Annotated in this window: 13 protein-coding genes; 12 read left to right on the plus strand and 1 reads right to left on the minus strand. The window is 36.8% G+C overall.

The genetic code is table 11. The features are described from left to right. Nucleotides 1-7 precede the first annotated feature (7 nt). The gene (locus PHY73_00975) at nt 8-3,040 is read right to left on the minus strand and encodes a hypothetical protein (protein MDD3374281.1); all 3,033 of its coding nucleotides are present in this window, start codon (nt 3,038-3,040) and stop codon (nt 8-10) included. Between the two features lie 256 nt (nt 3,041-3,296). Here PHY73_00975 and PHY73_00980 point away from each other — a divergent pair, with 256 nt between their 5' ends. From PHY73_00980 to PHY73_01035, 12 genes are all read left to right on the plus strand, one after another. Next, nucleotides 3,297-4,592 (plus strand): extracellular solute-binding protein, encoded by a 1,296-nt coding sequence (locus PHY73_00980; GenBank protein MDD3374282.1) that lies wholly within the window; start codon nt 3,297-3,299, stop codon nt 4,590-4,592. Next, entirely contained in the window at nt 4,589-5,512 is a 924-nt protein-coding gene (locus PHY73_00985) for a sugar ABC transporter permease (GenBank protein ID MDD3374283.1), read from the plus strand. Before PHY73_00980 ends, PHY73_00985 begins: the two co-directional genes overlap by 4 nt. An 18-nt stretch (nt 5,513-5,530) precedes the next feature. Then, on the plus strand, nt 5,531-6,376 hold the full coding sequence (locus PHY73_00990; GenBank protein MDD3374284.1) for a carbohydrate ABC transporter permease: 846 nt from the start codon (nt 5,531-5,533) through the stop codon (nt 6,374-6,376). Next, nucleotides 6,373-8,703 carry a glycoside hydrolase family 2 TIM barrel-domain containing protein gene (locus PHY73_00995; protein ID MDD3374285.1) on the plus strand — a complete coding sequence of 777 codons (2,331 nt, stop codon included), beginning with the start codon at nt 6,373-6,375 and terminating at the stop codon, nt 8,701-8,703. Before PHY73_00990 ends, PHY73_00995 begins: the two co-directional genes overlap by 4 nt. Nucleotides 8,704-8,801: 98 nt before the next feature. Then, nucleotides 8,802-9,656, plus strand: coding sequence for a tetratricopeptide repeat protein (locus PHY73_01000; GenBank protein ID MDD3374286.1), 855 nt, complete (start codon nt 8,802-8,804; stop codon nt 9,654-9,656). A 68-nt stretch (nt 9,657-9,724) separates the two neighbouring features. Continuing rightward, nucleotides 9,725-10,360, plus strand: coding sequence for a hypothetical protein (locus PHY73_01005; protein MDD3374287.1), 636 nt, complete (start codon nt 9,725-9,727; stop codon nt 10,358-10,360). Nucleotides 10,361-10,669: 309 nt separating this feature from the next. Then, on the plus strand, nt 10,670-11,941 hold the full coding sequence (locus PHY73_01010; GenBank protein ID MDD3374288.1) for a hypothetical protein: 1,272 nt from the start codon (nt 10,670-10,672) through the stop codon (nt 11,939-11,941). A gap of 12 nt (nt 11,942-11,953) precedes the next feature. After that, on the plus strand, nt 11,954-12,958 hold the full coding sequence (locus PHY73_01015; GenBank protein MDD3374289.1) for a LacI family DNA-binding transcriptional regulator: 1,005 nt from the start codon (nt 11,954-11,956) through the stop codon (nt 12,956-12,958). Between the two features lie 104 nt (nt 12,959-13,062). After that, nucleotides 13,063-13,230, plus strand: a complete 168-nt coding sequence (locus PHY73_01020) for a hypothetical protein (GenBank protein ID MDD3374290.1) — start codon at nt 13,063-13,065, stop codon at nt 13,228-13,230. An 11-nt stretch (nt 13,231-13,241) separates the two neighbouring features. Continuing rightward, nucleotides 13,242-15,128, plus strand: a complete 1,887-nt coding sequence (gene mnmG, locus PHY73_01025) for a tRNA uridine-5-carboxymethylaminomethyl(34) synthesis enzyme MnmG (protein ID MDD3374291.1) — start codon at nt 13,242-13,244, stop codon at nt 15,126-15,128. Between the two features lie 70 nt (nt 15,129-15,198). Beyond that, the gene (locus PHY73_01030; GenBank protein ID MDD3374292.1) at nt 15,199-15,402 is read left to right on the plus strand and encodes a zinc-ribbon domain-containing protein; all 204 of its coding nucleotides are present in this window, start codon (nt 15,199-15,201) and stop codon (nt 15,400-15,402) included. A 323-nt stretch (nt 15,403-15,725) separates the two neighbouring features. Next, on the plus strand, nt 15,726-21,920 hold the full coding sequence (locus PHY73_01035; protein MDD3374293.1) for an MAP7 domain-containing protein: 6,195 nt from the start codon (nt 15,726-15,728) through the stop codon (nt 21,918-21,920). The last annotated feature ends 30 nt before the right edge of the window (nt 21,921-21,950 follow it).

Below are 21,950 nucleotides of genomic sequence, written 5' to 3' on the forward strand. Positions count from 1 at the left end.
TAGATCGCTAGAATCTTTTTTTGTAGAAAAGACGAAAGATGTTTTGTGTATCGATTGTAGGCGTTGTGCTTCCCATGTATGGCGTTGAAGACGCATAGGCGCTATAAATTGACGGGCCTACACCATAGCTGAAACTTAGCTTACTATCTTCATCAAATAAATACTGTGCTTCAAAAAAGATGTTGTGATGATCTTTCATCACGATGTCTTCACTTCCGTTATAAACAACATCGTTAACATTTTTTAAGCGACTCCAAGTATATTTTGCGAAGAACCCAAGTTTTTTTGTTGCAAGATAAGAAGCCGCAAGGCCAATATGATTCATGTTGTCATCAATTGGGCCTGCGTATTCGTATGGATTGCGGGCAAAGTCTAGATAGATATTCCATTGATCGTTAGGTGTGATTTCAATTCCTGTTCTAAAAATGTGGTGATATTCGTAAGGCGGCAAAGGAAAATTTCCTTGATCATAAAGATATGAATAAGTTCTTCTGTAGATGTTGTCATAGCTTTCGTATGTTGTTGTGCCGATATCGTTTAGAATCCCGCGAGGAAAGTTGTCGACTCCGGCAGCAAAATCATTGGTGTGTTCCCATGCTCCGTTCCAAGAAAGATATTTTGAGAAATCGTATTTTAATCCAATGGAGGTCGTGTATCCGCTTGGGTCGACCCCGTCTTCGATGGCGTCATTTAAAACAGGTTCACCGTTTGCATCTGTAATGTAAGGATCAACCCCTCCGGTTGTTTTTGGCAGATGGTGTCCAATAAGTAAGAGGCGTGTTTCTAACTTATCGGTTGCTTGATATGACCATTCCGTGCGTGCGACGGTTTCGATATACTTATTTGAGCTCGTGGCATGTGCGTTTCGGATATCTGTTAGTCCTTTTAATCTTCCAGACCAGAAAGAAGAATCTGTTCGCCAATTAATCACGTAACGACCATAGTCAATGCTGTTTCCAATACGAAACGGTTCGATGTCATAATAAGAAAGGCCAGGGTAATTCATTGGATCGCGAAATGTGATGTGTCGACTCCAAAATTGATCGTCTTTGGTTTCGCGATAATTTGCTAGGGTTGATTCAAATCCGTTATCCATTCTGGTCATGCGTAATTGTGTTTTAAAAAATGTTTCTTCGTCTTTTTCTGGTTGTATTGCAAGATAGTTAGTGTCTGGAGATTCGATACCGTTAGTGGTGCCAACAATAGAAAGATCGTAAGCGTTGCCATCAGTACGTGTATTGTAATTTTCAAAAGAGCGATCTTGTTCAAGGAAAGAAAAAGCATATTCTGCTTTTATTTGAAGGCCAGGATTAATAAGCCATCCGGCATCGTAGCCACTGACGATATTGTAGGCATCAATATTACCGTTAATAAGGCCGAGATGAATATTTTCAATATTGCCAATATAGAAATTGTCGGAAACATTTTTTTGAATACGGAAACTCCCAGGAATTGCATCAAATTCGTCGTAGTCTTGCCATAGCGTTTTAGGTGAAGCGACAACCATATCAATCTGAGTGTCGTCTGTTGTCGTGTTAAGAGAGAACCCTCGTAGCGCTGTTAAGCGCTTGCCATCACTATCTCGGGTTTGGAATGCTAAGGCATCGTTCCATCGACCTTTTGTAAAATCTTGAGGACTGTTCCATATATTGATGTGTCCAGGAGTCCAGTTAGCCAACCAAGGACTTTCTTCCCACCAGATATGGTTATTCGATAATCCCAAAGGATCATTAGAGCTTAAAGCTTTGTTTTCAAATCCGTAAGGGAAAAATTGAATCTTAGTTTCGTCTGTCGGTTGATAATCAACCCATAATTCTCTTAGAGGCCAGAAATTTTTCTTGACGTGCATGTCTGGATAAGTGAAGAAATTCACATTTTTAGAAGTGAACATTCCTCCGGGGACTGTAGAGTTACTGACTTTAAGTTCGGGAAGCGCGATGATGTCACCGTAATCAAGTGTAAAAAGATTGCTGTTGACTGTGTAGCCCGTATTGCCCCAAGAGAGAAATTGGAGGTCAATGGTATCGACTAAGGCGTATCCTCTCAAAGTAAGCTTGTCAGTTTTTCCGGTAAAACTCCATGGGTCAATAGTGATATTCGCGTGGTAAGAAAGCTTGCTATCTTTTGGATTAACGTCAATATCAAAGCTAAGCCGGTCGTAAATGCCTGGGTCATAAGTATTCATTCTTTTGTTAAGCTGATCTGGTGAAATTAAACGCCAGTTTTTTTCATTTAAATCAAAATTGGCTCTGTTCCAAAGTAGATCATTGTTTTTAGCATCGTATCCAAGCCCAATACGAACTTCACCGCTAACATCTACATCCGCTTCTATTGTTTTATGTATTTTTTTTGAAGCAGCAGGATTGGGCGCTTCTTTAGATTCAGATACAGAAAGTTCTTTGGATTTGGATGAGCTATCAAGAATAGCAGTGGGTTTTGATTCGGTTATTGTTTTATTATTTCTAACACTAGCGGTATTCTTTTCTTCAGGCTTAGATAAATTATTTTTTTTAGGTTCAGATGAGACAACGGGGTCAGAAGTGGTTTTTGATATTTTTTCTGTCTTATTTGTTTTTATTTCATTGTTAGGAGCCGAAGAGCTTTTTGCTTGATATTTTCTTTCAATAGCATCGAGTTCTTTTGCTATTTTTTCTTCGATTGTTTCAATTTTTTTAGGTTTGGCAGGTTCCTTAGGTTTGGTTGCTTGTTCGGGTTTATCAAGTTGCTTTGGCGCATCAGGCTGCTTAAGTTTGTAAGAAGCTTGTTTTACAAAGCCACCTTTTTGTTCCTCAAAATCTTTAGACCATTTAATAAGTTCAACATATGCTCGAGCTTTTTGGCTAGCGGGATTGATTGCCAAGATTCTTTGAAATTCGATTAAAGCCTCATTGTATTGTCCTTTTTCGTAAAGCATGATAGCAAAATCAGTATCTACTGCAGAATCTGAAGCCAAGGTAAGAGAAGGTGAAAAAACAAGAAATACCCACAATGCTATTGCACAGCAAGGCAATAGTATCATGCGCTTATGAAACGTTTTCAAAATAGTCTCCTTGAAAAAGTGAAAGTCATCATTTTTATTAATATATATAATAAAATGATTTGTTGAATAAGTATAGCATATAATTTCTTAGAAAATCAAGGTATCTCAAGTAAATTATTTAAAATAGATAATTTCTTGATTTTTCTTGTGTCGATTCTGATTTTGACAAAATAAAATCACTATGTTATACTGCCATTTCAATTAATTTGCACATTAAATTGACGATTGCTTAAATAATGCAGAGGCAAAAATTTTAATGAGAAAAATTTTTTTATTTCTTTTTTGTGTTGCTTTTTTCTTAGCAGGCTGTTCGCAGAGAAACCAAGCAAATGTTGTTAATGTTTGGCATTGGATGATTGATCGCCAAGAAACCTTCCTAGAGCTTGCTCAACAATATAAAGAACAAACAGGTATTGAAGTTAAGTTTGAACTATATGCTCCATCCGAGACGTATTCAAGAAAAATTATAGCTGCGGCGCAAGCACGTGTATTACCAGACATTTACGGCATTTTAGGTGACAAAAAGAAGCTCGCTTCTTTTATCAATAGTGGATTTGTGGCTGATTTAACCAAAGACTTTGAGGGCAATGGTGGAGCTTGGGAAAAAAGTATTTTTTCAAAAGCGCTAGATTCGAATCGTTTTGAAGAAGGAAATGTTTATAGTGTTAATTCAGGTATTTATGGAGTCCCGATTGATGTTATGAATATCCAAATGCTATACAACAAAGATCTTCTTGCTAAAGCTGGCATTAAGCGATATCCAAAAACTTTTACAGAATTTATGGAAGATATTGCTGCGCTTAACCGCATCGGAATTGAAGGTCTTATTTCTGGATGGGGAGAAACTTGGATGGTTGACTGTTTTGCGTCTAACTATGCGTTTAATATTATGGGTGAAGAAAAAGTGATGGCAACATACAAAGGGGACGTTCCTTATACGGACGAAGATTGGATTAAAGTATTTACATTATTTAAAGATTTAAGAGAAAATAATGCTTTGGCTCAGGGTATTGTAACTAAAGGTAATAAGTATGCTGAGCAAGATTTTGCTTTAGGGCGTAGTGCATTTGCTTTTAATGGATCTTGGTGTGTCAATGTTTATAATGAGATGGATCAAAATTTAAATTATGGCGTGATGTTACCGCCTGTAGTTAACGAAGAAAGGCCGATGCAGATTTGGGGTGGAGCAGGGTCTTCTTTTGTTGTGAATGATAGCTCTAAGAATAAACAGCAAGCTATTAATTTTCTAAAATGGCTTACGGCTAAAGAGCAGCAGGCTTTTTTATCTAAAAAAACAAAAAATTTACCAGCTAATCGTTATGCGTTATCATCGATTCCAGAAATTCTTTCGCAATTTGCAAGTGCAATGGACAAAACCACGCATCCTTCTATTTGGAAGTATAATGAGGACGCGATGGTTCAAGAGACGTTTGATAGAGGGATTCAGTCAATTATTATTGGCGAAAAAACGCCTGAAGAAGTGGCCCAAGCTGTTCAAGCGATGAAAGTTCGCGAGATGGAAAAAGCTCAAAAGAGAATGAAGAGGCAATGAAAAATAAGACGTTTGATAAGTTTTCATTTTTAAAGTTTAAAGATGCTACTGAAAACTATTTTTTTATTTTTCCTGCGCTTGCGATTTTTGCGGTTTTTTATATTTATCCATTTTTTGAGATTTTTAACTTATCTTTGCATGAGTGGAATGGAATTAGTTTAACACGTGATTTTATTGGCATAAGCAATTTTAAAGAAATTATGCAAGACAAAGTGTGGTGGTCATCGATGTGGCATGCAGGATACATCACGCTTATTGCATTAACGCTTCAAAATATGTTGGCTTTTGCCCTTGCTTTGTCATGTGATCGCGATATTCGTATGCGCAAGTTTTATCGTGTTGTTTTTTATTTGCCACCTGTTTTGTCTGAGATCGTTGTTGGTTTAATTTGGCAATGGATTTTAAATTCTGGCATGCAATCTGGTCAGCCGATTGGTCTTTTGAATTATTTCTTAACTAAGGTTCATCTGAATCATCTTGTTCATCATTGGCTTTCTGATCCTAAGACAGCCTTGACATGTATTGCTGTTGTTCATAGTTGGAAAGGATTTGGTTGGGGTTTTATTATTTTATTAGCAGGTTTGCAAACAATTGACCGCCAGCTTTATGAAGCCGCTTATGTTGATGGGGCAGGCGCATTCAGCACGTTTAAAAATATTACAGTTCCGATGATGATTCCAGTTTTTGTGATGGTTATGATTCTGACGATTTTAGGGTCGATGCAGGTTTTTGTTTTGGTGCTTTCGATGGTTGGTCAGGGACTAGTGTATCACACAGAGGTCCCGGTTACCCGCATTTTAAGTTCGATGACAGGGGCGAGTCGTTTTGGATATGCTTGTGCGCAGGGTATTGTTTTTGGTTTGATTTTAATGATGAGTGCGTTTATACTCAATAAGATATCAAAGAAAGCTAAGCAATAATAAAAAAGAGGGTTTAGTTTGATTATTAATCGTTACAAGGCAATTAAAGTTATTGGTTCAATCTTTACGCATACATTTTTAATGGCTGTGGCCATGACTTGCTTGTTTCCTCTTTTTTGGATGTTTCGTTCGGCGTTAATGACAAATCAGACCATATTTGTCGATAAAGGACTTATTCCAAGTTCTGTTCATTTTCAAAATTTTTATTTAGCTTGGACTAAAGGCGGCTTTGGAATGTATTTTGTGAACAGCGTTATTTATACTGTGTGTGTTGTCTTTGGCATTGTTCTTGTTTCATCTTTAGCAGCTTATGCATTTTCACGGCTAAAATTTCCGGGAAAAAATTTCTTTTTTTATATGTTTTTAGCTGCTATGATGATTCCCTTACCTGGAAGCTTTGTTCCGCTGTATGTTTTAATGAATAAACTTCATTTGGCGAATACGCGTATTGGGTATATTTTATGCATGATTAACGTCGGGCTTTCGTTAAGCATTTATCTGCTCAAAACGTTTTTTGATAAAATGCCATCGGATTTAGAAGATGCTGCGCGTATGGATGGATGCTCAAAGCTTGGCATATGGCTGCACGTGGCTTTGCCTTTGGCACGTCCAGCAATTGCTGTTATTGTTATTTTTAACACGCTCAATGTTTGGAATGAGTACGTTCTAGCCATGTTGCTTTTAAATGATAAATCGCTTATGCCTTTGCAACGTGGTTTGATGGTTTTTCAAGGGACGCATAGTGTAGATTATCCGCTTTTGATGGCAGGCTTGACGATTACGGTTGCGCCTGTTATTTTAGTGTATCTCTTTATGCAAAAACATATTATAAAAGGTCTATCGTCAGGAGCAATTGTCGGATGAAAAAAATATTATTTTCAAATCGTTTGTCTATCATTTTTCAAGTATTCGTTTTTTTTATTTTTTGTTTAATTTCTACGCATAGTTTGGCGCAGATAGTAAGTTCTCAAGATTATGTTTTAAAAGCATGGGAAGCTTCTTCGAGTGGAAATTTTGAAGAAATTGAGCGACTTGCCACCGAATGTATTCAAGTGTATAGAGAGGAGGCAAAACAGCAGCAAGCGATATTGAAAACTTTTCCTTTAAAAGGAACGGAAGAAGAATATAGCGTGCTTAATGGTGTAGCCACATGCTTGTTTATTTACGCAGAAGCTTTGATGAACAAAGGCGAGACTGAAAAAGCAATGGATCTTTTTAGGCAAGTAATTTCTGAATATTCTTGGGCGCAATCTTGGGATCCTAGAGGTTGGTATTGGTCAGTTGCTGAAAAAAGTCAAGCAAGTTTAGATAAGCTGGAAGGGAAAGAACAAGAAAAAGAAGAAATTGTAATTGATCGTGGTCCTGAAACAATGCCAACGATTGCTTTTCCTGGCACTGAGGATGTAATTGATTATGAGAAGTATGGTCATTTTGAGGATATTGGAACAAAAGAATATCGGTATGTTGCGGATGATCCTGCCGGATTGATGAAAGCTATTGGCGAAGGAATTTATCCAAATACCAGTGGTGTTTTAAAGGATCCGACGTATCAAGAATTTCAAAAAGAGGGTGCCCTTTCTAGAAGTCATTGGGATTATGTTCAAACCGATGATCTTCAAAAAGCTTTTTATAAGTGGGCGACTGCATCTGAGCCACAGGGTGTTAAGCTTTTTTATTTAGGTCTTGTTTTTGAAAAAGCTGGCATGATATATGAAGCGCTTAAAGCATATCGTGCGATTCAAATTCATTTTCCAGCTTCCATAGGAAAAACGTATTGGAACACTCCTTGGTATCCAGGTCAAACCGCTATTGCAAAAATTCGGCATATTATTAAAATACATCCAGAGTTAGATTTAAAATATGAGGGCGCAAAGATTCAAGTTATTAACGGATTTGATAATGATATCGCCAATGATGTTGTTTTGACTTGGCCTGGAGTTTTACAAAAGAAAACATTTTGGGATAAAATGATCGAAAGAATTAAATCATTTCTTCCTTCTCTGATGAACAAATATCGAATTAAGGATATTAAGAAAACAATTGGCGGGCCAAAAGTTCGACTTGTTCAATCTGATGAGACCGAACATTGGCAACTTCTTGTTGATGATAAGCCATTTATGATTCAAGCGGTTACTTATCAAGCCACGAAAGTTGGGCAAAGTCCTGATAAAGGGACATTGGCTGATTGGGCCGTAGAAGATACTAATAATAATGGCCTCGCGGATGGTCCATACGATTCTTGGGTGGATAAGAATTTAAATAATGTACAAGATGAAGACGAGCCTGTTGTTGGTGATTTTCAGCTTATGAAAGATATGGGTGTTAATACGATTCGTGTGTACAAACAACCTTATAATCCTAACAAAGAGCTTCTTCGAAAAATGTATGAAGATTATGGCATTATGGTGATTATGGGGGATTTTTTAGGAAAATATGCTCTGGGTTCTGGCGCGACATGGTTTGAAGGAACAGATTATGAAAATCCAGAACATAAGAAGAATATGATGGCATCTGTTCGCAAGATGGTTGAAGAATTTAAAGATGAGCCATATGTTTTAATGTGGCTTTTAGGTAATGAAAATAATTATGGTTTAGGCTGTAACGCTGATAAAAAACCGTATGCGTATTATGAGTTTATTGAAGAAGTTGCACAAATGATTAAGAGCATTGATAGGAGTCATCCGGTTGCAATATCAAATGGAGATACGCTTTATTTAGATATTTTTGCAGAAAATTGCCCATCAATTGATGCATTTGCTGCCAATGCTTATCGAGGTGATTATGGATTTGGTTCTTTTTGGGAGCAAGTTTTTGGTGCTTCTGGAAAGGCTGCTTTTATTACCGAATATGGATGTCCGGCTTATGCCAATCATTTAACTCGTGAACAAGCAGAGCAAGCCCAAGCCGATTATCATCAAGGAGCTTGGAGTGATATTATGTTGAATTCAGCAGGAACAAAAGAGGGCGCGGGTAATGCTATTGGGGGAGTTGTTTTTCAATGGATAGATGAGTGGTGGAAGAATTATGAGCCATCGGTTCATGATAAAACGGCAGGGGCTATTGGTCCTTTTCCAGATGGATATATGTATGAAGAATGGTTTGGCTTAACAGGGCAAGGAGATGGCAAAAATAGCCCATTTTTGCGCCATTTGCGTAAATCATACGATTATTATAAAAGTGTCTGGAATTGATGAAATTTTCGGCAAAACCGAAAAAAGTATGCTATACTTCATTTAAATTGGTTGAGCATAGTCATATTAAACTATAAAGTAAAAAGGGAGGATAAGTTATGAGAAAAATTTTAATTTGTGCCTTGTTAGTTCTGGGCCTTGGGTTTGTTAGCCCTGCGATTTCATCGGCCTATAATTATGGTGATTATCGATCAGTCACACTAGCAACAAAGGCTTGGGATGCACTTTCAAAAGGGGATATTGAAGCTGTTTTGGCATACACAAATAAGTGCGTTGAGCTTTATGGGGCGCAAGCTAGTAAAATGCAAGCATCGTTAAGCGGTTATGTTGAAGGTCCAAAGGAAGAGATTTTTAAGAAATGGGCTTTAAATGATGTTGCAGTATGTCTTTTTGTTCAAGCAGAAGCTTATCGTAAAGCAAATATGATGGATGAGGCTAAAGAAGCATATCGAAAAATTATTGATAATTTTTCTTATGGTCAATGTTGGGATAATGGTGGATGGTTCTGGAAGCCGGCTGAAGCTGCGCAAGAAAAATTAGATGCAATCGAATCTGGCTTGGATGCAGATTTTAGCGATTCGACGTCTTCAGGTCTTACAGGTAAAGCTTGGGAAGCCTATGCAAACGATGATCTAGAAACTGTTTTGTTCTATACAAATAAATGTATGAAATTGTATGGGGAAAAAGCAAAGGAGATGCAGGCTTCTTTGACAGAATTTCCATGGGAAACAAACGAAGAAATTTTTTCATATTGGGCTCTTAATGATGTTGGCGCTTGTCTTTTTATTCAGGGAGAAGCTTATAAAAAAGCCGGAATGCTTGAAGAGGCTAAAGCAGCGTTTAATGAGTTGATTAAAGATTATTATTTTGCACAATGCTGGGATCCACAAGGATGGTTTTGGAAGCCGGCTGAAGCTGCAGAGCAAAGACTTCTTGAAATTGAAGAAATGTAATTATTGTTTTAGAGTAATCGAAGCAAATTCCATGGCAAAGATGTAAAAAGTTTTTTGAAAGGGGACGTATGAGCAAAATACTCAAGGTCCTTTTTCTGCTTATGTTTGTTGTTGTCGCCGGATGTAGTCAGTCAGGCGCTCCTGTAGCAGAAAAAGAAACGCAAATACCTCAGGCTAATAATTCTTTTAATCCGTTTCCGATTTATACCAACATTGGATCTCGGGACAATCATTTTGTTCCCTCTGGTTTTATGCCAGATGGGGCATGCATTGAATTTTCTGATCGATGGATAGAAAATTGTCATTCTGAAAAAACGTGTATTCGAGCGGATTATGATGTTGAATGCTCAAGACAAGGTGAGCGGTGGGTTGGTGTTTATTGGCAAAATCCAGCTAACAATTGGGGCAATCGAAAAGGTGGTTTTGATTTAAGCGGGGCAACAAAATTAACGTTTTGGGCTAAAGGAGAAAACGGTGGGGAGCGCATCGAAGAGTTCAAAATGGGTGGCATTACCGGAGATTATCCAGACACAGATACAGCATTTATTGGTCCTGTCGTTTTGACGCCAGAATGGAAACAGTACACTATTGATTTGCGAGGAAAAGACCTTTCATATGTTAGCGGAGGTTTTTCCTGGTCAACTAATGTTGACGTTAATCCTGAGAATTGTACATTTTATTTAGATGACATTCGATACGAATAAGTTTTTAGAAAACAATATTTAAAAAAAGGGGCAACAAATGTTGCCCCTTTTTATTTTGTATTTTGTGAGAGAAATTTTCTATAAAAATTTCTCTCATTAATTTTAAAAAAGAATAGAAATAGACCAGAAACATTTTATTTTTTATATCTATTTTTAATTAATTTTTTAGTTTTTATTTAAAGATGAATAAAAAAAACATACTTTCCCTTGTTTTCTATTTAATAGTTTGATATATTACAATTAATAATATAAGTGTTCTTATAATGTAATTTTTAATATTATCTAACTTTTAATACGAAGAGGGGAATTATGTCCAAAGCAGCAAAACAAGTTATTTTTATTTTATGTTTGCTTTTAGCCGTAAGCGTTTTTGTCGCTCTGTCGACATTTAATCAGAAATCTGCTTTTGAAGAAGAAAATGCTCAGTTGCAAGGACAGGTCGTCGAGAATAAGAAAAAAGCAGCAGATTATGAGCAAAAACATAAAGCGGCTTTAGACGAGTCGGCTGAGCTTAAAAGAAAAGCTGATGCACTTTTAGCTCAGAAAAAAGATTTAGAAGATGAGATCGATGCTTTTTCTGGTCGGATGGAAGACCTAAAGTCACGCGTTGAAGAGGCTACTCAAGAAAAAGAAGAATGGCGTTCTCGCTATCAAGCAGTGCAAAGAGAGCGAGATGATGCGATTGCGAAATTGCAAGTAGTGCAAAAACAACAAGCTGCTGCTGCAACAAGAGAGCCCGTCGTTGTTCGTGGTCCTGAGGTTGGCTCTATGAATGAAAAAGACACTGAGCAGCATTGGGCAAATATTTTAAAAGAAAGAACAGAGCTTGAAATTCGAATCGGTAAACTCGAGTCTGAGCTAGATCAAAGTGCCTTAGACATTGAAGAACTCCGGAAAAAGAATTCTGATTTAGATCTTGAAATTGGACATCTGAACAATTCACGAGAGGAAGCAGAAAGAAAATTAACATATAATAATGAAATTATTGATAACTTGTCGATTGCTCTTGTTCGCGAAAAGAACGATAAGAAATATATTAACGAACGATTAGAAGCAATTAAAGAGGAAAACTTGATGTTGCGCGCACAAGTGAAACAGCTTAGCAACGTTAAGATTGCACTTGAAAAAAGTGTGTCAAAAGTTCAAGAGGAAAAGGCGAAAGTTGAAAAAAGACTGGCTGAAACTGAAATTATTGTTCAGGATCGTATCGATGAAGTCATGGATATTAAGATGAATATTGATGAAAGATTGCGTAAAGATACGTTTTTAGATGATAAGAATGAAATTATGTTGCCACCAATTATTGTTAATGGTTCTTCCTCATCGAATAATGAAGAGTCTTCAGAGGCTCCATTTGTTTTGATGTCGTCTGGGGAAATTATTAGTGTGAATGATGATAATAATTTTGTTATTATTGATCTTGGTGAAGAGACCGGCATTAAGATTGGTGATCAGCTAACTGTGTATCGTGATGATGAATACATCGGCGAGCTAGAAGTTATTCAAGTTCGAAAAGATATTTCTGCTGCGGATATCATCAAGATATCTGTACCGCTTAAGGCGGGAGATATTGTTAAATAAAGTATTGCTACCGTGACTAAAAAAACAATTAGTATCGAAGATGTTGCAGCACGAGCAGGGGTTTCAATTACCACGGTTTCTCGTGTTATCAATAATGTTTCAACCGTTTCTAAAAGAAATCGTGTCAAAGTTGAAGAAGCGGTTGCCCACCTTAACTTTAAGCCTAATGTTAGCGCACAGCGTTTAGCGAAGGGCTTAAATACTGCTGTTGGTCTTGTTATGCCAGGATATCCTGGCATTTTTCATTCGTTTTATGCAATCGAAATTATTCGAGGCATTGGACATGCTTGTGAAACTTTAAAACTTGATTTGATTTTTCATATTACTAATGGATATAATCCGCTTAATACTAATAATGTTGGTGGTGTTATCTTTGCTGATATTATTGAAAATCGTAAACAAATTGAAGCTACCCTTGCCGAAGGCATTCCTTGCATGGTCATTAACAATATGGTTGAGGATTTAGATATTAACTTTATTGCGGTTGATAATGTTAAGGGCGCTCAATCCGCAATTGAATATCTTGTGAGCCTTGGTCATCAAAAGATTGCAACTGTTGCAGGAAGTCTTCAAACTCAAAGCGGATTGCATCGACTTCAGGGTTATAAGAATGCTTTAAAGAAAAAGAATATTGCTATTAATGAAGATTATATTTATGAAGGCGATTATTCTCGAAGAAGCGCTCGGCTAGGTCTTGAACATCTTCTTTCTTTAAAGGAGAAGCCGACGGCTATCTTTGCCGCTAGTGATGATATGGCGCTTGAAATTATTAATGTGGCTATTGAAAAAGGGCTTAAAGTCCCAGAAGACTTGTCGGTTGTTGGGTTTGATGATAATCCAAACGGTCTCTATGGTTCAGTTGGTCTTACAACAATGCGTCAGCCGTTATTTAAGATGGCAGAAGATGCTGTCCGTCATTTGAATTCTATCGTTGGCGGCCGCAGGCATACGCCTATTAAAAGCTTGCTTGATCCCGAGCTTATTATTCGTGAATCTTGCACATCTCCAAAAGTTTAAACTTCTCTAAGAAATAATTATAGTTTTTCCTTGGCTCTGTTGACAAAACAACATGAAAAAGGTATTCTTATAGGCAGTAAAATTAAGAAATATTTGGAGGCAAAATGAGCAAACTGATCATAATTATGATGTACGCTTTGTGGACGATAACATTAATTGGCATTTTAGCCATTACATTTACGAGTTTTCGGTATACAGATTTAAATATCATTGTTCTTGTTTTGGCTACGCTGACCTTAATCAATACATACATCACAATAAAAACAAAATAAAGAAATAAAAAATGAATGCACCAAATAAAACATATGACTGCATTGTCATAGGTTCGGGCCATTCTGGCGTTGAAGCAGCATTGGTCTGCGCTCGGATGGGTTGCGATACTTTGATGATTAATCTTTCATTTGATACGATTGGACAGATGAGTTGTAATCCTGCTATCGGGGGTGTTGGCAAAGGACAACTGGTCAAAGAAATTGATGCTCTCGGAGGAGAGATGGGAAAAGCGGCAGATAAAACCGGCATTCAGTTTCGCCAGCTTAATGCATCTAAAGGGCCGGCTGTTCGTTCTTCACGATGTCAGTCTGATCGAAAACAATATCGAGCGTATATGCAAAATATGATCCGTAGTCAAAAGAATTTATTCTTTTTAGAGGGAAAAGTTTTCGATATTTTAACAAAAGAAAATTCTGTTTGTGGCGTTCGCTTGGAAACGGGTCAAGAAATTTATGCGAAAACACTTGTCTTAACGCCGGGGACATTTTTAAATGGTAAGATTCATGTCGGCAAAAAGACTGTATCTGCAGGGCGTATTAACGAGTCTTCGTCTGATAAGCTTGCTGATAGTTTGAAGAGTTTAGGTTTCGAATTGTTAAGTTTTAAAACAGGGACGCCTCCTCGTCTCGATGGAAAAACCATTGATTTCTCTCAAATGGTTCGTCAAGATTCTGATGAGATTCCGATGCCGTTTTCTTTTTCTACATCAGAAATTCCAGAAACACAAAAACTTTTACCATGTTATATTACAGCTACGAATTTAAAGACACATAAAATTATTAAAGATAATATTCATTTGTCTCCGATGTATTCTGGAAAGATAAAATCAACAGGTGTGAGGTATTGTCCTTCGATCGAAGATAAATTGGTTAAATTCTCAGCTAAAGAAAAGCATCAAATCTTTTTAGAGCCTGAAGGAGCCGAGGAAGATGTGTATTATCCTAATGGAATTTCTACAGGTTTGCCTGAGGATGTGCAGGAAAAAATGGTTCATTCAATTAAAGGTCTTGAAAATGCACGCATTGTGCGTTATGGATATTCTATCGAGCATGGTGTTATTTCATCTACAGAGTTAAAGGCTTCCCTTGAATCAAAAAGAATTAGTGGTCTTTTTTGTGCTGGACAAATTAATGGAACCACAGGATATGAGGAGGCTGCGGCTCAAGGGCTTGTGGCTGGAATTAATGCGGCATTGAAAGTTAAGAATCAGCAACCTTTTATCCTCAGGCGTGATGAATCGTATATTGGTGTTTTAATTGATGATTTAGTCACTAAAGGAACAGAAGAGCCGTATCGTATGTTTACTTCACGGGTTGAATATCGTTTGATTGTGCGTGAGGATAACGCCGATAAACGTATGTGCGAGCACGCTTATCGTTTAGGTCTTATTGACAAAGAGCGTTATGATTCTATAAATGAGAAGTATGATTTGATTACAAAAAAGATTGAACACTTAAGGCAAGTACGTGTTGATCCGGGTGAAGAAATGAATAAAGTTTTATCGCGAAATCATAGCGCCGCTCTGAGAAACACGACACGATTGGCCGAAATTCTAAAGCGTCCAGGAATTTCTTATAAAATGATTGCATCGTTTGATGATCAGTTTAAGAAGTGTTCAAAATTAATTATTGATCAAGTGGAGTATGAAATAAAATATCAAGGTTTTATTGCGAGACAGCAGAAAGATATCGAGCGTTTTAAACATCTTGAATATATTAAGATTCCAGAGGGATTTGATTATTCGGTTATTTCGGGATTGTCTATTGAGATTCAGCAGAAGTTAAAACATTTTGCTCCGCAAACTTTGGGCCAGGCGCACCGCATTTCTGGTGTGACGCCTGCGGCAATATCAATTTTGATGATTTATTTAAAAAAACAAAGTTTTGTTAAGAATTAATTTTTAGATTTCTTTTTCATTTTTTGGCTTATTAATATATTTATCAGAGGATTAAAATCGAGGAGGACTAATGGGTGAATATGATTGTCCACATTGCGGAATGATGATCATTGATGATGATGCGCTTTTGTGCCATCATTGCGGGCAGAGCCTTGAGCGCGCAGGACATGGTTTTTTGGGAAGAGTTCGATATTCCAATCGTAAGGTCGCGTTCTTTTTTGTCATATTTATTATTTTGTTAGCTTTTGCAGCTTTGATGGTTATTTATAATTAGAAGAAGTTTTTTTGTATTTATTTCAAAATTGTTATAAATTATAATGTTTTGGCGTAAATAATGCAATGTTAGCTAAAATTTCCTATAATATTTTGTAAATGATGTAAGTTATTCTCATTTATGCGTTTAAGCCAGCTTTATTTAAAGCTGGCTTTTTATCGTCACCTTGTTTTTCCAAGCCCAGATGTTATACTTTCAAGAGTACACTCAAGTAAACATATATATACTAATACTTTATGTTCCAGATAAAAAAGAAATATAAATCACGTCTTTTTTTTAGGGCCATTTGTCTATTTGTCCTTATAGCCTTTGGGGAAAATACTGTGTTCGCGCCGTATATTCCTAAAGCTAGAGCACAGAGCGTTCTGGCGCTTCCTACGGCTGGCACCATGGTGTCTTTGAGCCCAGCATTTACGCCGACCATTCTTCGTGGAATAAGAGTTTATCCTGATAATCCCCTAAAATTTGATTTCATTGTTGACGCGGGAGATGAAATAATTGAAAACGAGGAAGCTTCGACTCGCCTTGCTGGGCCGCAAGGCTCACGGAGTAAATTCGCGCAGGCTGACTTGACGAAAGCTGAAGGCTTTCGTAAGTCAGGCGCTCATTTAAAAGCCGAATCAGAGAAGTTAATCAAATACTTTTTAGCTGCTCTAACGATTCCTGAAGACAATCTCTGGGTTAACTTGTCTCCTCATGAACAAGATCGAATCATTCCTGATAGTCTTGGTTCTACAGATATGGGCACAGACATGCTCGCTCAAGACTATATCTTAAAGCAAATCACAGCATCTCTGATATACCCAGAAGATGAACTTGGCAAACAGTTCTGGCAAGAAATCTATAAGAAAGCCTATGAAGAATATGGAACCACCAATATCCCAGTGGATACCTTTAATAAAGTTTGGATTATGCCTCAAAAGGCAGAAGTGTATGTGAAAGAAGATAGGGCTTTTGTGGTGGAATCAAGGTTGAAGGTTATGCTGGAGGAAGACTACGTTGCATTAACACGCGCAAGTGAAACGTTAAGCGTGAAACGTGAAACGCAAGACTCTTCACAAGATACGCTTCACTCTTCACAGAATAAATTAGCTTCTGATGTTGTCCGTGAAATTATCATCCCAGCCCTCGAAAAAGAAGTTAACACAGGAAAAAACTTTGCTCAACTTTGTCAAATTTACAATTCTCTCATCCTAGCCTATTGGTTTAAGAACAATCTAAAAGAGTCGATTGTAAACAAAGTCTATTCTGACCAAAGCAAGATTAAGGGAGTGGACACCAAAGATGTCTCACAAGATATTTATGATCAGTATGTTGATTCTTTTAAAAAAGGCGTCTGTGACTTTATCAAGGTGGAATATGACGAATATGATCATAAGAATATTCCACGAAAATATTTTTCTGGGGGAGAAACATTCAGTAAGTTCTACATGAAAGAAGCTGTTAAGTTTACCGATGGCGATACCCCCGACGGAAAAAGAGCTGGGAGTGCGATCGGAACAGCTATTAAGAAATCAGCTTTAGTTGCTCTAGTCACATTTCAGATGCTTGGTCTTAGGCAAGATTCGAGTAGATTTGTCCTAATGACTCCGGAGCACAAATGGATGAAAGAACATTTACCTGTCCCGCTTTATAATTATTCAACTTTAAAAGATTTTATCCCAGGAAAACAATGGTTTGAATGGGTTAAAGAATATCCATCTGTAGCTCTTGATTATTACCCGGAATTAAAGGATTTTGCTTTCAAAAGACAATGGGTTAAATGGATGAAAGAATACCCGTATATAGCTCTTGATAATTATCAAGAATTAAAGGATTTTGTTTCAGAAAAACAATGGATTGAGTGGGCAAAAGAATATCCATACGCAGCTCTTGATAATCATAGAGACCTTCAAGAGCTTGATTCTTCTGATAAGTTTTTTGATGGTTTAGCCGAACAGAACCCTATTGAGGCTTTTCAAACAAGATATAAGGCGTATGTAAATTTAACAGAAAAAGAGCTGCAGGATGAATGTAGAAAAGCTGTAGCTAGAGATTTTTTAGATTTCTTTAAGCTTCCTAATAATGAAAACAATCTTGAGCGTGCAGTAAATCTTGTTATTCATTTAGAAGATCATGTTGCTGATACAATTGTTTTTGGTCGAGGCATAAAAGTTATTAATTTAGCAAATATTGAATCTCAATTTAGCTTGGAAGAAATGGAAGCTTTTGAGATTAGCGCCAATGTTGATTCGTCAGATATAAAATCATTTAAAGGCGGAACAGAAGAAATTATTAATCGTCTGATAGAGCGAATAGAAAAGACTCCGATTGGAGCGCTTAGAATCTTTTATAGAGGACATGCAAACAAAAAAAATTTGGGGCCAGGTAATTTTACGTATCTTCAATATAAAAGACTTGGTGATGCTCTCATAGCTCGTGGAGACGTAGAGCATGTTATGTTTTTAAATTTTAGTTGTTTTTCTTTTAATTTTATTGAAAATCTCGCAAGTTATTTACGTTCTCAAGGAGTAGCTTCTCAGGCAATGTTTTCAGATGCTGATGAAAACAGAAAAAGTTTTGGCCGTGAATCTGACTTTTTTCAATCGCTTGTACGTCACCATAAGCCCGGAACGCCTGTAAGAATGCGTGTTTTCTGGGAAGCTCGAGAGTTAAATGTTCTTAAAAAACAAAAACCAGCAATTTTCTATTCTTTTGATACAAAATATCTTAAAGAAGTAATTCCTTTGTATTTTCCAAAAGTTGATGTTGAAAAGCTTGATTTCCCATATACGAAACCAATAGGAGACCTGCTTAAAAAACCGAATATTCAAAATTCTAATAATTTTAGGATATTAGATCAAAGCTATTATGCAATTCTCAATGGCGCAATTGCGCCTATAAAATTACACTTTAACGGCTTTGGAATGGAGAATACTTATTATGCAACAAATTTTGATGATCCAAGAGCTTATAAAACTAAGAGTCAAGAACAAATTGATGAAGAGCAAGATTTTGCTCAAGTGCAGATAGAAAAGCGAAAACAGAAAAGCGAGAAATATGCAAGTCAGAGAAATCAATCGATTTTTAAAAACCAAATTTCTTCATCAGCGCTGGAAACACAAACCAAGGCAGCAAGCTCAACAATAATACCTCAGGATAGAAAATCTCAGCAAAAAAATAATTTTCCAAAACCTATTTTTGGGGCTGTGCAGAAATTAGAGGATGATAAGTGGGTCGAATGGATTCCTTCACCTTCTCAAATTTCTGCTGAAAATACATTTTTTGTCGAGGGGTTGTCTTTTGAGCAAGTAAAAGAAAGAATTCAAGAACTTTATAAATCGGATATTTCTAAACCGATTCTTATTGAAGGAGCTAAGGAAGGTTTGGCTTTAGGAGGAAAATTAAAAAGTTTTATTGTTAATCTTGGTGGGGTTAAGCCTTTGAGGCGCAATGTTGCCCATGGTTTTGGTGAGAATGTGCGGGATCTTGATATTATGCTTGTTCCAGGTGGAAATGGGAATCCTAAAAAGATCGTTTTGATCGGAAGAGATGAAAAAGGTGAAATGGTAGGGCTTCCGAGAATTTTTGATCAAGAAGCCAAGCGAACTTTAAGTTTAGTTGAATCTGTATACGACTCTTTTGAGCAGGGAGATTTCTTTGTTCATACTGGATTATTTTATTCGATGATGTCTGGAAAGATTTCTCCGGGTACTCCAATGCCAGAAAAGAAAGAGGATGGAAAATATAAGACTTTAAAAAAAGATACTTTTCATTCATTTGGATCTGGGCTTGATGGGTTGGGTATTAAAATTAAAAAGAGTCAAGGAGGGGCAGTTGAATCTGTTGATTTTATTGAAGAAACAAAAAAAATGTATGGTCAAACAGCTAAGCTTGATTTTGAGAGCTTAAGAATTCTTAGCTTAAGGGATCAGAAAATATCGGAAATAGAAAAGATTATTACTGGAGTCGATAACGGAACTTTTATTATTGAAGCTGACTTGGTGATGGGATCACGGGGAAGGCCTTCCGAAAATCTTTTGAAAATGATAAAAAAAGCAGAAAAAGGCAGTGGGAATTTTAATAATGATCGTTTTGGGTTATCAGATCTTGCAGTCTTTTTAGATCTTAAAATTATTAAAGAAAAAGGAAAACAAGCAAGATATTTCTTTATTGGATATGATGCGAAAGGAAAAGAGATCACGAATTATGAGCTAGATCTTGAGGCCGGAGAGCTTAAAAGGCCTAAGAGAGATCTTAAAAAGGAGATTGATCAGAAAATTATTGATATTATTGTTAATGCTAAACCAGGAACTTATGTTGTTGAGACAGGAAGTCGCTATATAGGTGCTAGAGATACGGTTGTTCCTTCTTTGCCAATGGCAATTAAGAATTCGCGCGATTATAAGAAATTAGAGAATGAAAAGTCGCATCATTTTAAGTCTTTAGTTTCTTTGAGAATTGAGATTGTCATCGGCAAAAAGGGTGTTATTGAATATGCTATTATTGGATACGATTCCAATGGAAAAAAGCTCGGGCGCCATATTTGGGATTGGGAAGATGAGATATTTTCTGGAGGAAAAGTAAATTCTTCTGAGCAGATTGTACGCTTGATCATTCCCCATCTTAAGAAAAATCCTCTCACGATTCAGCAAGTTAAGGAAATTTCGACAACAAGGATAGAAAGAAGAATGCTTTATGACAAAGAAACGCAGATGTGGACTTTATACAGAAATGATCCCAGAGGATATGGGAGGGCAGTAAGAGGCCTTGTTAAAGAAGAAATAGAATTTAAACAGAAGCTTTCTAAGAAAATTCTTTCCAAGCTTCCATCTAATTCGTTTACGTATAGTCAAGAGCGTATTGAGCAAGTTGTTGAAACATTACTTTTGCTTAATGGTGGTTCTTTAAGATTCCTAGTTGAAAAAGGAGTTTTGACAGAGCAAAATGTTCAAGGAATAGAGTCTTTGAGTATGAACAAAATTGGTTTTTCAAAAGAACATGGAATTCATGTTGGCCTTCAGAAATTATTAGAAGGATACAACACTAATCTAAACAAAAAATTTGTTAAGGATGTTGGAGGCAAGAAAAAAATCATAGATCGGCTTATTGAAACGCACCTTTTCCCCGCAGACTATGTTTTAGAGCTTCACAAACGTTTTGGCAGGCTCGTCACACCGAAGGTGTTTTATGAGTCGTTTTTAAAATCAGAACCTGAGAAATGGCTTGAAGAGCAGTCCCGATTAGAGGAAGAAAAAAGGGTAAGGCAAAAAGAGGAGCAAAGGAAGTTAAAGGAAGCAGAAAGAGCAAGGAAGGCAGAGGAAGCAGAGGAGCAAAAGAAGCTAAGGGAAGCAGAAAGAGCAAGGAAGGCAGAGGAAGCAGAGGAGCAAAAGAAGCTAAGGGAAGCAGAAAGAGCAAGGAAGGCAGAGGAGCAAAGGAAACTTAAGGAAGGAGCGAGGGCAAAGAGGGTAAACCGTGCGCAGAGAGTTTTTAGAAAAATAATAATAAAGATTTTGCAGAAATTAGAAAAAGAAGTATCCGGGAAGCCTCGCTATGAATTTAAAGAGTTATGGCAGCTTTTTGATTTTGTTCAAAGCATAGAAGAGAATCTTGAGCTTTCAGGTAATGAAGATACTCGAAACATATTTTTAAATAAAGCTCTTGGATATATTCCAAGTGAGAAAGATGACAGAATTGAACCACATAATTTTTATAATTCAGATTATTTTGCAGAAGAACCATTTATGAGATCGATCGTAGAATATGCCATTAATGAATCTCCTTTTTTAATTGTTGATCAGGTTGATAGTGATCAAATGGATGTTTTGACCCAAGAAGTTGTTCAGCAGTATACAGGTTTCAGCAAGAGAGCCTTGGTTGTTTTGCCTGATGGAGAAGGCGCGATATTAAATGGTAATTCTGGTGTCTTAAAAGTTCGCAAAAGTCAAATGTATGAAGATATTGAGAGTTATTTGTCGAGAGCAGATATTGGCAACAATGGCAAAGGTTTTGATTTGATTATCATTCCTGAGGCAGAAAATATGAGCTTAGAGGAAGTATTATTTTTATCTCAGTTTTTTAAGAAAAATGGAAATGGCAATGGTAACGGTATAAGAAAAATTATTTTTATGACTAAGGACATAGCGGCTGAGAATGCAAGCGGTGAAAAAAGCGGGGTAGAATTTTTTAGGGAATATGGTATTTCTGGCAATATTGTAAAAAGAAGTTCTTCTTCTTTATCCAAGGAGGTAAAACAGCAAATTGGTATTCTTTTGCTTGAGTATGCAAGTACATGGCGCGGTACAGCAATTGTTGGAAAAACAGGATTTCTTTCTTTTCTAAAAGAGAAATGGGGTTGTGATTACGATCAGTTTTCAGAAATATTGGGCATTACTAAAAAACAGGCGAAGTCTTTTATTGAAAAAAAGGGTTCAGTTGGGATGAGTCCTAAAAATAGATATATTTTCTTAGAACGGTTTGGTTTTGTGGAAGATTTCGAAGATTATTTGTTAACCTCGCAAAGCCCAAAAAAGAAATAAAGCCTTTGAGCGAGGATGCCTTTAATCTCT

The organism is Candidatus Omnitrophota bacterium (assembly GCA_028693815.1).
In the GTDB taxonomy this organism is placed as follows: Bacteria; Omnitrophota; Gorgyraeia; order Zapsychrales; family Aceulaceae; genus Aceula.